Source organism: Nostoc sp. DedQUE07 (assembly GCF_034530975.2).
Lineage (GTDB): Bacteria > Cyanobacteriota > Cyanobacteriia > Cyanobacteriales > Nostocaceae > Nostoc.
This window is the reverse complement of record NZ_JAVRCC020000010.1, coordinates 37,775-51,060: the sequence shown is the minus strand read 5'-3', so window position 1 is coordinate 51,060 and position 13,286 is coordinate 37,775. Positions and strand designations below refer to the sequence as shown.

The window sequence follows — 13,286 nt, the reverse complement described above, 5'->3', positions numbered from 1 at the left end:
TTCAAAATCTAAAATTTCAGCTATTTAACAATGCGTAAATCCTTAGTCTAGTTGTATTAGTGGGAATTTCTGAGCCAAATAATCAGGATGTTCATAAAACATTTGCTGCGTAAATCCTAAGTTAAAAACCAGCAATTTTCTGAAATATTCCCTTTTATTATGACTAAGCAAAAACTTCGCATTGCACTGTTTACAGGGTTGTATGCTCCTTTTTTGACTGGTGTTTCCGTTGCAGTACACCAACGAGTTCGTTGGTTGCTAGAGCAGGGACATGAGGTTTTTTTAATCCATCCGCAAATCAACGATCGCTACCCCAAAAATGTTGGCGATCGCCCCATGCTAGGTTTAGAGGAAATTCAATCTTTCCCCAATTTTTCTGCTTACGCATTCCCTACAGAACCGCTGCTATTCTATAAGTCTCTTCCTCAACCGTTGAACTATCGACATTGGAGCGATACCAAGTTACTAGAGAAATTCAAACCCGATATTATCGTGGTTGAAGAAGCAGCCCAAATGAGAGGTTTATACTCATTTTTCTTACAAGGTTATGGTCGCCCAATCGGCACTCAATACGCAAAACGAACAGGCACGCCAATAATATCACTCTTCCATACAGATATTGTTGCGTATATCAAATATTACTTTGGAGACCGATTTTTCAATTTGGTTCGTCCCATCGTTCCCGTTTTAGTTAAGCAGTTTAGTGAGTCTTATGACTTCAATTACTTCTCTTCTAAAGAACAATTGACTAAATACGAAGAACTGAAATGCCAACGCGCTGAATACGTCGCTTATCAAGGTATCGATTGCGAAAAATTTCACCCGCGAAACATTTGTTACGACCCAATTCCTAACGATAACCGACCAACTTTGTTGTTTGTTGGACGCATTACACCCGAAAAGAATGTCAACCAATTGCTTGATATCTTTCCAGTCATAGCTGCGAAAATTCCTGATGTCCATCTGGTAATTGTTGGTAGTGGCCCGCTAGATGAAGAGATCCGCGAGCGTGCTAAAAAGTTTGGATCGGGTGTTACTGTATGGGGTGAGTCCCACGGAACGGAACTTCTAGGTTGGTTTGCTAGAGCAGATATTTTTGTCAACCCCTCTGTCACCGAGAACTTCTGCACGACAAATAACGAAGCATTAGCCTCTGGAACTCCTCTGGTTGCTGTTGTTGCACCTTCAACTTCAGAACAGGTATTTCCTGGTCGGAATGGCTTCCTCGCCCAACCTAACAATCCTACAGATTTCGCCCAAAAGGTAATTGCGATTTTGGAAAATCCCGGTTTGAAAGCAGATATGACTAGACACGCTCGCCCCTCTATACTCGAATTTGATTGGTCAGCGTGTATGCAGAAATTTGAACACAAACTTTACCAAATCGTTGAAGGAGCGCAGAAGGTGGAGGTAGGTACAACCAGTGTAAGACTACAGCAATAAGAAATATGGCGATCGCTAGTACTGTAAATACTAGCGATCGCTAAATAGTTATAGCACATTACTAGCTGATGCTTACAATATCGTGATATGCACCATAAAGAAGACAGTTCGTATTTTTATGTGCGTGTCCCTGCACGAGTTTTAGGATGTCTATGTGCTGGTGAAATTACGATTATTCTATTTCCTGGGCATGGGTTAGTGCTAACAGAACCAATCCAAACCTATCTCATTCCTGAAAACTTGAGAATGCCCAATAGTGAGTTTGATGTGTTGTTCAAACATCCTGGGCGAAAGATGATCCGAATCTTACGACACAACGAATTCTGTCCAGAAATAGATGCAAGTCATGAGTGAAGTTCAACTTATTTCAAGCATTGGAGAATCGACATCTAAAAACCAACTCTCATCAACAAATTCTATATTTTCATCATAAATAAGAACTAATTCCCCAATCTTTTGATTGTTTTAACTCACAATGCGATTGCATCGACTGACAATGCGATTGTCTCGACTTACAAAAAGTAATCCACTTTATCTATTAAGCTGTGCGATAAAACTTACAATTTGGTCAAGCTAGTTTTAGCACCATGCCACCCATGCAAAATTGGCATAGTAAACAATCCCCACGCCAAACCCGTAATCAACCCGAAAGGCGTAACCAGATAGTTATTAAAATTCCACAAACCAAAAATCTGTGCTGCTAATTCCAAAGGATAAGCCATCATTAGCACACTTGCGATCGCCACACCACTCCAGCCATATTGATTTAACCAGTAAAATCCCTTACCACCAGTTATCCCATACAACAGACGAGTAATTAGCAAACCCGTGACAGTGCCGTAGCAGCGCATACACACAGCCATAATAAACGGTGGTGCTAAATCTAACCCCATATCTGGTTGCGGACAGACATGATTACCCATGAAATAAATGATGTCCGCAATCCCAGGAAGCAAAGACACTCCAGACGCAGCCAAAAAGGGAGCAATAGGCGGGCCAAAAACCATTCCTACCAACAAGAAATCAGCTATAAAACTTACCCAATTAACCTGCAATTCACTGAAAGCTACTCTTGTCATTTTCCTTTCTTCTCCTATCGGAGACGCTACGCGAACGCGCCCTTCGCGTCTTCGCGGTTCATTTTCCTAACCTACCTTATTTACATAAGGACTTGTCAACTTATCCAACTGCTGAATCAACAGACTCAAGAATAATCCTACATCTGTCACCACACCCACTGATTCTACAGAACCGCGATCGCTTAACTTAGTCACTACAGCTGGATTAATATCGACACATACCATTTTCACTCCTGCCGGAGTCATATTACCCACACCAATGGAGTGCAGCATCGATGACAGCATTAAAATCATCTCTGCACCTTCTAGGTGTTTGGCATATTGCTCCTGTGCTTGAATCAAATCCATTACGGTATCAGGCAAAGGCCCGTCATCCCGAATCGATCCCGCAAGCACAAAAGGCACATTATTATGGACGCATTCATACATCACGCCACTTTTAATTGCTCCCGCCTCCACAGCTTTGGGAATGCTGCCATAACGACGGATACTATTAATTACCTTGAGGTGATGGCGGTGTCCTCCATGTACGGCGACACCCCGCTTCATGTCTACACCCAAGGAAGTGCCCATGATATTTTGCTCGATGTCGTGAACTGCGATCGCATTCCCACCCAGCAACGCCTGTACATATCCTTCTCGAATCAGTTGCGCCAAGTGTTCGCCGCCACCAGTGTGAATTACCACCGGCCCAGCTGTGACAACTACTTTACCACCAGCATCGCGGATTTTACGCAATTCCCAAGCCACTTGCTCAACGACTAATTCCACGCGCCGTTCGCTAGAAACTCCCGCCGACATAAAGCTGAATTCTTGAGTACTGCGGAGTTCCCGCGATTCAGTTTTGCGGATGGTGCGGATACCTAAAACATCTACAATTACCTGTTCGCCAACTTTTAAATCACGGAGTATTTTACACCGAGCTACAAAGCCATTGGCAGTTTGGGTAATGGCGATCGCACCATCCATCCGTTGATTTTCCACCTTCACCCACTGACCATTAATTCGCACTTCGGTGGGATAAATTGTACTGACGTAAAAATCATCAGGCGCAACGCCATCTTGAATTACTGGTTCTAGTTTGGCATCTCGCTCATCATGGGGTAAATCTACAGCACCCAAATCAATCAATCGGGAAATGATTTCTTCCATCACCTCATGGGATGGTGCTGATACTCTCACCTCGGCGGCTGAAGTACTTTGGCGTTGTTCTCCCAAGTTGAAATTCAGGACTTTGAAACTTCCCCCGGCATCTATAATCAAATCCAAAGCGCGGTTAATTAAGCCAGCATCTAACAAATGTCCTTCCATGCGAATGACGCGGCTTTCTACCGAGACATTGGCATGAATTTCATCTCTAACTGGTTCAGTCACCCGTAAAGTTAAGCATTTAGCCGCACCACCGGCTTTGAGAAATTCCGTAAGTGGCGTTTCCAGCACTTGGAAACCTGCATCCTGAAGGCGAGTTTTCAAAGCATCACTCGTCTTGTTCATGATGACGATGCTATCCACATTCACCGCATTACAAGCGAAGTTGACTGCATCAGCTTCTTCAATTGCGATGCGCTTTTCTGGTGCAACTCGCATTTCAATTAAGCGGTTGGAGTAAGAATCAAAAGCGCCGGGATAGTATAGCAAATAGCCATTTGCTAGAGGACAAAAACAGGTATCTAAGTGATAGAAACGTTCGTCTATTAATCGTAGGGATAGCACCTCAATATCCAGCCATTTAGCTAGATAAGGGTGAGAATCTAATTCCGAGCGGAAACCGTATCCCGCCCATAACCAGCGTCCTTCCCGATCTAGCAGTGCGTCTCCTGCTCCCTCAAAGGGCAAATCTTTGGGAAGTTCATTGACTGTATAACCATTTGCCTCAAACCATTGTTTGAAGAAAGGCTCCTCTCCCTGACGCTCTTTGTGCAAAAAGCGACTGAGGACGACATTATCGCCCAGAACTAAGCCAGCATTGGCAGTAAAAACCAAATCAGGCCAGCCTTTTTCCGGTGGTACTAAATCGACAATGGCGTGTTCTTTGAGGATTTGATGTAGTCCCTGCCACTGTTCCACGGCGCGATCGCGCGATGATTTGTGAATATTCCCTTCCATCCAAGGATTAATCACATAGTCCACGTCATAGTGGTCAGGAGGGCACATTAAAAAGCGAATCCGGGAAGTCATAAAAATCTTACAAGCGTTTTATATGCTACAAGCTTACTTTGAATACAGACTTTTGTTTTTTTTACAGGTAAAATCTGCTACTAAAGCATCTATCTTTTGATAGTTGAAGACTTTATCAAGCCTTCGCTCTCAATTCTATTACTGGAACATGGTAATAATACCAATTCAAAATTCAAAATCAAGAAAGCCTGATTTAATTTAGGTTTCCAAGAAAGTGGGGCCACTGGGGGCGTATTAGAGGGCGAAGCAACTAGATCGAATTCATCGGCATTAGCACCAAAATCTTTATCAAATGCTTTCAAATTCACAGTCTATAATATGCTAGTAACAAGCAACTAACCACTATGTTCGGCAAGTAGAGTTAAGCGAACGTTTGTTTTCCCAGCGTTCGCCTTTAACTTTTCACCAACACCCGTGACTTGAATAGCACGCTTGTTAAACTGAAGGGTAGGTAGCATAAGGATGCTCCAGAGGCAGAGGTATGCAGAGGGCATGGAGAAGAGACAAAGTAGACGAAGAAGAGAGGGGGGAGACAAGGGAGAGAGTTGTTCAATAATTCCCCCTTGTCCCCTTGTCCCCTTGTCTCCCCTGCCCCCTGCCCCCTGCCCCCTGCCCCCTCAAGCAGTCACTATATAAGACGAATCGATCGCTGCTACACGCCCAGCATCTACCAAAGCTTGATACACTATCGCCGCTACCTCACCGCGTGTAGCATCGCGGGTAGGATTGAGTTGTTTCAGGTTTGGGTAATTGACGATAATTTTCTTGTCTATAGCTTTTACTACTTCATCCTTGGCATATTCAGGAATCTTGGCTTGGTCATCGAAAACTTTGATAGTTGCCGTACCATCACTAGATAACCCCAATCCATTCACCAGAGAGACAATCACTTGCACGCGCTGGATATTTTTGTTGGGACTAAAGGTATTGTTGGGAAAACCAGAGAGAAATAAACCCTGATATGCCTGCTGAATTACCTTGGATGCCCAGAAGTCTGCTGGTACATCTTTGAATTTGATCGCCGCACGGTTTGGCGATGGGTTGAAAGCTTTTACTAGTATTGCCGCGAATTGTGCCCGTGTCATTGTCGCATCGGGTTTAAATGTGCGATCGGGAAAACCATTAACTATCCCCAATTTGACTAATTCCCTAATAAACCCACCTGCCCAATGATTCGCAATATCGGTTAATTCAATAGCAGGTGTTGGAGTTGGAGTTGGAGTTGGAGTTGGAGTTGGCGTTGGAGTTGGTGTTGGCGTTGGAGTTGGAGTTGGCGTTGGAGTTGGAGTTGGAGTTGGTGTTGGCGTTGGAGTTGGAGTTGGAGTTGGCGTTGGTGTTGGAGTTGGCGTTGGTGTTGGGGTTGGAACTGAACTATCTGCAAACTCTATGTTTCCGGTAACTTTAGACGCATCTATTTTATTTCCTAAAGAAATCAGCTTGTTGGAACTGACATTTTGCAAATCGAATTTACCGTTATTGCGTAGAGTATTGCCCCCTGGATTATTGTTACTGCCGATATCCGGTAGAGCAGTTCCAATTACTGTGATCCCATCATCAGTGTTATTTTCACAGACATTATTACGTAATACGGGACGAGCGCTACCAGAGATGACAATCCCAGAACGGTTTTCATAAATTCTGTTATCTCGAAGGATGGGTGATGCAGTATCGCTAATGGCAATGCCAAAACCCGTTTTAGAGTAGGTGTTATTTTCGATTTGACCTTTAGAATTTTTAGCGATCGCAATTCCATTAGCTGCATTCTCACTGAACACATTACCTAGAATCACTGGGTTAGCATCGCCTGTAGCAAATACTCCCTCCCGCTTATTGTTGATGAAGGTGCTATTAGCAACAGTAGGGGCAGTTGATTCAATCCAAACACCACTACCACGACTAGCCAAATTTGTTACAGTCACTCCTCGGAGTTCAGCTTTATCCAGCAGTACAAAAGTGACATTCTGACCAGCAAAAGTACGGCTTAGGTAAGTACCACTTCCTTCAATCAAAATACCATTGCCTTTATTGGTTTCATTACCCACCACTGTCACACCAGATGGAACCGTTAACGGAAAGACTTCACCGCTAGCAGCATTGTAATTACCATTTGCTAGTTGAATTTTGGTATCAACAGTAGCTACCTTAAGGGCTTTAGTAATAGTTTTGAAAGGGGCTTGTTGGCTACCTGGGTTGGCATCACTGCCTGTTACTGAATTTACGTAAAAAGTTTGAGCCATATTTATACTTTCATAAAATACATAGCTATCCTAGCGCTAACCATAAAGGTAGGTAGCAGTTGATGCATTAAGTAAGTTTAAGTACTTTTCATTACAAAGTTAAAAAATTATGTAAATGCTTTTGGGTTTCACTAGTACTCGACTAAATGAACTACCTTTAATTGGCTTCTCTACGAGACGCTCCGCGAACGCCTGAACTAGAGGTTTCTACATCCTCTAGAACAATATGAGCAAAATTACTTTGAGATTTTTGACGCGCGAATTCAATCAGTAAGATGTGAAAATTACAACGGAGATTGAGAGTGAACCTTGGGGTGAAAGGTTGTTTCAAGTCACAGACCCCAACGGTGTCGTGATTCAACTGGTCTAGTGAATCGCCGAAAACATAGGAGAAACAGTATGAATTATGCCCCGCCACCTGGGATAAGGATAAACCTCCGCCCTGCTAGCTTTGCTGATTTGGATTTATTGCGCCACTGGGATGAACAACCTCATGTGATTAACTCCGATCCTAACGATGACTGGGGCTGGGAAGTACAACTTGAACGCACTCCCGAATGGAGAGAGCAATTGATTGCTGAAATTGATGGTCGTCCCATTGGATTTATTCAGATTATCGATCCAGCACATGAGGATAGCCATTACTGGGGTGATGTTACGGCGAATCTTCGTGCCATTGATATCTGGATTGGGGAAGAAACTGATTTGGGTAAAGGCTATGGAACACAAATGATGCGGCTTGCACTTGCTCGATGTTTTGCCGATCCGCAAGTGACGGCTATACTTGTCGATCCGCTAGCCAGTAATACTCGCGCTCACCGCTTCTATGAACGCTTTGGCTTCAAATTTATCGAGTATCGACGGTTTGGTGACGATGAGTGCTTTGTTTATTGTCTGAGTCGAGCAGATTGGCATGGTGAAAGTGAAATTAGCTAAATCACCAGATGAGGAACAATTCAATAAACGACTGCCCGAATTCAATAAACGATCGCCCGAATTCAATAAACGATCGCCCGAATTCAATAAACGACCGCCCGAATTCAATAAACGACTGCCCGAATTCAATAAACGACTGCCCGAATTCAATAAACGATCGCCCGAATTCAATCAACGACTGTTTGAATTTAATATAACGTGAGTTCGACAGACCTTTCCCGGACAGCCTCCCTTTCCTAAAAAGCGAACGCGTAGCGTCTGGGTAAGGAGAGCGAGGAGAACGAGAAAAGAAAAGTTTTTGCTCCCCTCTCCTGGTAGGAGAGGGGCTGGGGGAGAGGTCAAAATAGCACTCGTCGAACTCACGTTAAAGAAAGGCTTGTCGCTTCACAAGGGGAGAGGTGATTCAAGGAGAATGGCACGCTTGTTAACGCCAAACCCATTACCTATAAGGCTTTTGGGTGTGGGGTGTGGCTGAGTGGGTGTAGTGAAGAAGGAAAATATTTATGTTCATACTCGATATTTTGTTTTCTTACTCGATATTTTGTTTTCTTAATTTTCCCCTACACCCTACACCCTACCCCCAACACCCTGCCTACACGAGCTTTCAGCTTTACAAGCTTGCCATTCGATTCAAGGATTTTTGCAAGAGGTCTACTTATTTCCTATTTAGAACTTACGCAAAACCGCACATTATAGGGGTAATTCATGAATTGCCCCTACCTGAAAATAAAGATTTCGGTTATTGTTTGCGTAAGTCCTCCGATTAATAGGGCCACTTCCAATCGCGAATTTCCGGCATATCGTCGCCGTACTTATCAATATATTGCTTGTGTTCGATCAATTTGTCTTGCAAATGTTGCTTGACATAAGCTGCCCTATATCCCAATTTTGGTACGCGCTCAATTACGTCCATCACTAAATGGAAGCGATCGAGTTCGTTAAGAACAACCATATCAAAGGGGGTGGTGGTAGTTCCTTCTTCCTTGTAGCCGCGCACATGCATCTGCTCGTGGTTAGTATGACGATAGGTTAAGCGATGAATCAACCAGGGATAGCCATGAAAGGCAAAGATAATGTGTTTATCTGTGGTGAAAATCGTGTCAAAGTCTTTTGCGCTCAAACCGTGGGGATGTTCGCTTTTTGGCTGTAGTGTCATTAAATCGACTACGTTCACCACCCGCACCTTTAAGTCAGGGAAATGCTGGCGCAGAATATCCACAGCCGCCAAGGTTTCTAAGGTAGGAATATCCCCAGCACAAGCCATTACTACATCTGGATCGCCGTCTTGGTCGTTGCTTGCCCATTCCCAAATACCGATGCCTTTGGTGCAGTGCTTGATAGCAGCATCCATATTTAGGTATTGCAATGCTGGTTGCTTTCCAGCAACGATAACGTTGACATAGTTACGGCTTCTCAGGCAGTGATCGGTTACTGATAGCAAAGTGTTGGCATCGGGGGGCAAATACACCCGAACGATCTCTGCTTTTTTGTTGATTACATGGTCAATAAAACCGGGGTCTTGGTGGGAGAAACCGTTATGGTCTTGTCGCCAAACGTGAGAAGTGAGTAGGTAATTGAGGGAAGCAATCGGTCTACGCCAGGGAATATGTCTAGTCGTTTTCAACCATTTGGCGTGCTGGTTGAACATCGAGTCAATGATGTGGATAAATGCCTCGTAGCAAGAGAAAAACCCGTGGCGTCCTGTGAGGAGGTAGCCTTCTAACCATCCTTGACAATTAGTTTCGCTGAGAATTTCCATCACCCGACCATCGGGGGAAAGGTGGTCATCTTCGGGGAGGATCTGGGCTGCCCAATCCCGGTCTGTAACTTCTAGCACAGCGCCCAAGCGATTCGATACCGTTTCATCGGGGCCGACGATGCGGAAGTTGCGGCTTTCTTGGTTAAGTTGCATGATATCCCGGAGAAATTTTCCGGCAACTTGGGTAGCTTCAGCGATCGCTTGCCCTGGTTTGAGAACATCTACGGCATAGTCTCGAAAGTCGGGCATTTTCAAGTCACACAGCAAAAGACCGCCGTTAGCGTGGGGATTGTCACCCATGCGTCGATGCCCCTTGGGAGCCAGTTCTGCTAGTTCGGGAATTAGTGTGCCGTTAGCGTCGAAGAGTTCTTCTGGTTTGTAACTCTTCATCCAATCTTCTAGGAGTTTCAGATGTTCTGGCTGTTTGGCGATGTTGCCAAAGGGGACTTGGTGCGATCGCCAAAAACCTTCAGTTTTTTTGCCATCGACTTCCTTGGGCCCTGTCCATCCTTTAGGGGTTTTCAAGACAATCATCGGCCACTGAGGACGTTCGGTGAAACCATGTACGCGGGCTTCTCTTTGGATACTTTGAATTTCGGCGATCGCTATATCTAGAGTCACCGCCATTTGCTGGTGGACATCTGCGGGATCGTCACCTTCGACAAAGTAGGGCTTGTAACCGTAGCCGACAAACAAGCTTTCTAATTCCTCACGGCTAATCCGTGCCAATACTGTTGGGTTAGCAATTTTATATCCATTCAAGTGCAGGATCGGCAGTACAGCCCCATCATGCACGGGGTTAAGAAACTTGTTGGAATGCCAGCTAGTCGCTAAAGCACCTGTTTCGGCTTCGCCATCTCCGACAACAGCAGCAACAATTAAATCAGGGTTATCAAAGGCAGCACCATAAGCGTGGACGAGGGCATAACCTAATTCCCCGCCTTCGTGGATCGAACCAGGAGTTTCCGGTGCAACGTGGCTGGGAATACCACCAGGGAAAGAGAATTGTTTGAAGAGTTTCTGGATTCCTTCAGCATCCTGGGAGATGTTGTGATAATACTTGGTGTAAGTCCCTTCTAGGTAGGTGTTGGCTACCAGTCCAGGCCCTCCATGACCGGGGCCAGCAATATATATTGTGTTGAGGTCATATTTTTTGATCGCCCGATTCAGGTGAGCATAGATAAAGTTCAACCCTGGCGTTGTTCCCCAGTGACCCAAGAGCCTGGGTTTGACGTGTTCCAGCTTTAGGGGTTCTCTCAGTAGCGGATTGTCCAGTAGATATATTTGCCCAACCGAAAGATAGTTCGCTGCACGCCAGTAGGCGTTTATCTTATGTAATTCTTCATCTGTTAAAGGCTTTGTTTGTGGAGGACTGGCTAATGTCATTTCGACACTCCATTACAAAAGGATTTTGACGGATTCACCAGTATGTAATCTTACTTATTTTCAAGATGATGGCCATCTACCCTTAATAAATTTTTCAGCCTTTATGACTATCCAGTACAGCAGAATTAGCTAGAGATAGATCGAGGAATAACCTAATTATTAATCTCCAATAATCCAGGCGGTGGCGTAATTTCAATACGACCAGATGGCAAGTCTACCACTGGTGCGATCGCTTCCACAAATGGAATCAAAACAGTCTTTTGCCTTTTGTCATTTGTTATTTGTCCTTTGTCATTTGTCATTTGTCCTTTGTCAGTGGTAAAAGATGGGTGTAATTTTACTTCTAGCAAATCATTGCCGGCAGGGATAATGTCTACCACCGTACCTACGAGTTCGCCAGATGCTTGCATAAAGACTTCTAAGCCAATCAAATCGAGGACATGATATTCATCTTCGCCTAATTGGGGGCGATCGCTTGCTGGTACCATTAATTTACAACCGCGCAACGCCTCTGCGCGATCGCAATTTTCCACGCCAGCTAATTTGATTACATACAAGTTTTTATTACTGATATAACGTCCTGTTAATAATTCGATTGGTTGCGGTTCTGTGTCACCTGAACACAACAACCAACGTTTTCCCGGTACTTCAAATCTTTCGGGAAAGTCTGATACAGGATAAACCCGTAATTCTCCAGACAATCCTTGAGGGGCAACAATCTTACCAATTTCTAACCAATTATCTAATTTGTCATTTGTCATTTGTCAGTTGTCATTTGTCATTTGTCATTGGGCATTGGAGAAAAAATTCTTATAACTCCTAACTCCTAACTCTTAACTCCTAACTCCTAACTTTCTCTAATCAGGCAGTCACAGCCGCACGCTGATAAGCTTCTTCGGCCACTTTTGCTAAACGTTGCATAGCAGTGGCTATCTCTTCATCTGTACCTGTAAGGCTGATGCGGAAACATTGGTGCTTGTGCGCCCACTCTTGGTCTAAACCGGGGAAGAAGGTACTTCCAGGGACAATAATCACACCTACTTGCTTAACTAGCTGGTAAAATTCCCAATCACTCATGGGTAAATCCTGTAACCACAACCAAGCAAAAATTGCTCCTTCACCGCGATGGAGATACCAAGGTAAATCCTTGGGCATGGCTTGTTCTAAGCTGGTTTCTAAAACGGTAAATTTATTTTGGTAAAAGGGACGAATGACAGTGTGAGAAATTTCCACTAGAGCACCAGAATTGATTGCATAAGCTGCGATCGCTTGGCCGTAACGTGAAGAATGGAGACTCATATTTGCTTGAAAACACTCCAACACTTCAATCCACTTTTCATCCCCAATAGCTATACCAATTCTTTCTCCTGGTAATCCGGCTTTCGATAAACTCATGCAGTGGAGGATGTTATCACCGAACACTGGTGTCATTTCGGTAAAGTTTAATGCTGGGAAGGGAGGCGCATAAGCTGAGTCAATTAACACGGGTAGATTGTAAGGCGCAGCTAGGGCGGCAATCTTTTTCACCTCATCATCCGTGAGGACGTTACCAGTGGGATTACAGGGGCGAGAGAAGAGAACACAACCCGTATTTTCTGTAATCGTAAGTTGGCTGAAGTCGGGGCGATATTTAAATCGATGGGCGGCTGCATCAATATCGAGAGTTGGTTTGTAGGCAGTTAAGGCTTTTGGAACTAAGCAGATACCGCCGTAACCTGTGTAATCAGGGCTGAGGGGTAAAACGATTTGTTTTAACTCGCCGCTAGGGGTGTAGCCACCGAAGGTATTAGCAGCGTAGAAGTAGAGGGTTTGACTACCGGGGGTGATGAGGATATTGCGATCGGTTAATTTTAACCCGTAGCGTTTGTTAAAGTCGTTGGCGATCGCTTCAACGAATGGTGCATACCCTTGACTTGAACCGTAGCGGCAAACTACCTCACCATATTCTGGACTAGCCAAAAGCTGTGCAGTGCAATCCCGCCATAATTGCTCTACCTCTGGCAAAATCAACGGATTACCAGCACTCAAATTAATAAACTGCTGCCCTGCACCCGCTCGTAATGTCTCGATAATATCCTTCATGATTGCTCTTACGCCAGTCAGGTTTGACATTTGAGCGCCAATTTGAGTTAGGGCAGGGTTCATAAGCTGTGACAAAATAATGTATTAATTAAGGAGTGGACAAATTATTTGGAGGTTGCTGCTGACATCAAGTTTACATCGTTGTCAAAACAGCTGTTGCCGCCTTTAACCAATCTAGCTAGAGAA

At 44.4% G+C, this 13,286-nt stretch carries 10 protein-coding genes; 3 read left to right on the top strand and 7 right to left on the bottom strand.

Translation table 11 applies throughout. From position 1 onward, the window contains the following. Window positions 1–159 precede the first annotated feature (159 nt). Window positions 160–1,443: a glycosyltransferase gene (locus RMZ95_RS10835; protein ID WP_322684590.1), complete on the top strand. Its 1,284-nt coding sequence runs from the start codon at window positions 160–162 to the stop codon at window positions 1,441–1,443. An 87-nt stretch (window positions 1,444–1,530) separates the two neighbouring features. After that, a complete protein-coding gene (locus RMZ95_RS10830; RefSeq protein WP_322670393.1) occupies window positions 1,531–1,797 on the top strand; it encodes a hypothetical protein in 267 nt (88 codons plus the stop codon). 203 nt (window positions 1,798–2,000) lie between these two features. On the opposite strand, the gene RMZ95_RS10825 is transcribed toward RMZ95_RS10830, so the two are convergent. The 4 genes from RMZ95_RS10825 to RMZ95_RS10810 form a co-directional block, all read right to left on the bottom strand. Further along, window positions 2,001–2,522, bottom strand: coding sequence for a DUF2085 domain-containing protein (locus tag RMZ95_RS10825; protein ID WP_322670392.1), 522 nt, complete (start codon window positions 2,520–2,522; stop codon window positions 2,001–2,003). 66 nt (window positions 2,523–2,588) lie between these two features. Then, complete coding sequence (locus tag RMZ95_RS10820) at window positions 2,589–4,700, bottom strand: TIGR00300 family protein (RefSeq protein WP_322684591.1); 2,112 nt, start codon at window positions 4,698–4,700, stop codon at window positions 2,589–2,591. Window positions 4,701–5,035: 335 nt separating this feature from the next. Then, window positions 5,036–5,158, bottom strand: a complete 123-nt coding sequence (locus RMZ95_RS10815; RefSeq protein WP_322670390.1) for a hypothetical protein — start codon at window positions 5,156–5,158, stop codon at window positions 5,036–5,038. 159 nt (window positions 5,159–5,317) lie between these two features. Further along, on the bottom strand, window positions 5,318–6,937 hold the full coding sequence (locus tag RMZ95_RS10810; RefSeq protein WP_322684592.1) for a DUF1565 domain-containing protein: 1,620 nt from the start codon (window positions 6,935–6,937) through the stop codon (window positions 5,318–5,320). Window positions 6,938–7,336: 399 nt separating this feature from the next. Here RMZ95_RS10810 and RMZ95_RS10805 point away from each other — a divergent pair, with 399 nt between their 5' ends. Further along, the gene (locus tag RMZ95_RS10805; protein ID WP_322684593.1) at window positions 7,337–7,873 is read left to right on the top strand and encodes a GNAT family N-acetyltransferase; all 537 of its coding nucleotides are present in this window, start codon (window positions 7,337–7,339) and stop codon (window positions 7,871–7,873) included. Window positions 7,874–8,636: 763 nt separating this feature from the next. Here the strand turns inward: RMZ95_RS10805 and RMZ95_RS10800 are convergent. The 3 genes from RMZ95_RS10800 to RMZ95_RS10790 form a co-directional block, all read right to left on the bottom strand. Further along, on the bottom strand, window positions 8,637–11,018 hold the full coding sequence (locus RMZ95_RS10800; protein ID WP_322684594.1) for a phosphoketolase family protein: 2,382 nt from the start codon (window positions 11,016–11,018) through the stop codon (window positions 8,637–8,639). Window positions 11,019–11,170: 152 nt separating this feature from the next. Continuing rightward, window positions 11,171–11,779, bottom strand: coding sequence for a ribosome maturation factor RimM (gene rimM / locus RMZ95_RS10795; protein WP_322684595.1), 609 nt, complete (start codon window positions 11,777–11,779; stop codon window positions 11,171–11,173). Between the two features lie 100 nt (window positions 11,780–11,879). After that, entirely contained in the window at window positions 11,880–13,163 is a 1,284-nt protein-coding gene (locus RMZ95_RS10790) for a valine--pyruvate transaminase (RefSeq protein WP_322684596.1), read from the bottom strand. Between the last annotated feature and the right edge of the window lie 123 nt (window positions 13,164–13,286).

Bases quoted from the DNA above. Each gene is read 5' to 3' on its own strand.
- RMZ95_RS10835 (WP_322684590.1), top strand. From the start codon at position 160: ATGACTAAGCAAAAACTTCGCATTGCACTGTTTACAGGGTTGTATGCT.
- RMZ95_RS10830 (WP_322670393.1), top strand. From the start codon at position 1,531: ATGCACCATAAAGAAGACAGTTCGTATTTTTATGTGCGTGTCCCTGCA.
- RMZ95_RS10825 (WP_322670392.1), bottom strand. From the start codon at position 2,522: ATGACAAGAGTAGCTTTCAGTGAATTGCAGGTTAATTGGGTAAGTTTT.
- RMZ95_RS10820 (WP_322684591.1), bottom strand. From the start codon at position 4,700: ATGACTTCCCGGATTCGCTTTTTAATGTGCCCTCCTGACCACTATGAC.
- RMZ95_RS10815 (WP_322670390.1), bottom strand. From the start codon at position 5,158: ATGCTACCTACCCTTCAGTTTAACAAGCGTGCTATTCAAGTCACGGGT.
- RMZ95_RS10810 (WP_322684592.1), bottom strand. From the start codon at position 6,937: ATGGCTCAAACTTTTTACGTAAATTCAGTAACAGGCAGTGATGCCAAC.
- RMZ95_RS10805 (WP_322684593.1), top strand. From the start codon at position 7,337: ATGAATTATGCCCCGCCACCTGGGATAAGGATAAACCTCCGCCCTGCT.
- RMZ95_RS10800 (WP_322684594.1), bottom strand. From the start codon at position 11,018: ATGACATTAGCCAGTCCTCCACAAACAAAGCCTTTAACAGATGAAGAA.
- rimM (WP_322684595.1), bottom strand. From the start codon at position 11,779: ATGACAAATGACAAATTAGATAATTGGTTAGAAATTGGTAAGATTGTT.
- RMZ95_RS10790 (WP_322684596.1), bottom strand. From the start codon at position 13,163: ATGAACCCTGCCCTAACTCAAATTGGCGCTCAAATGTCAAACCTGACT.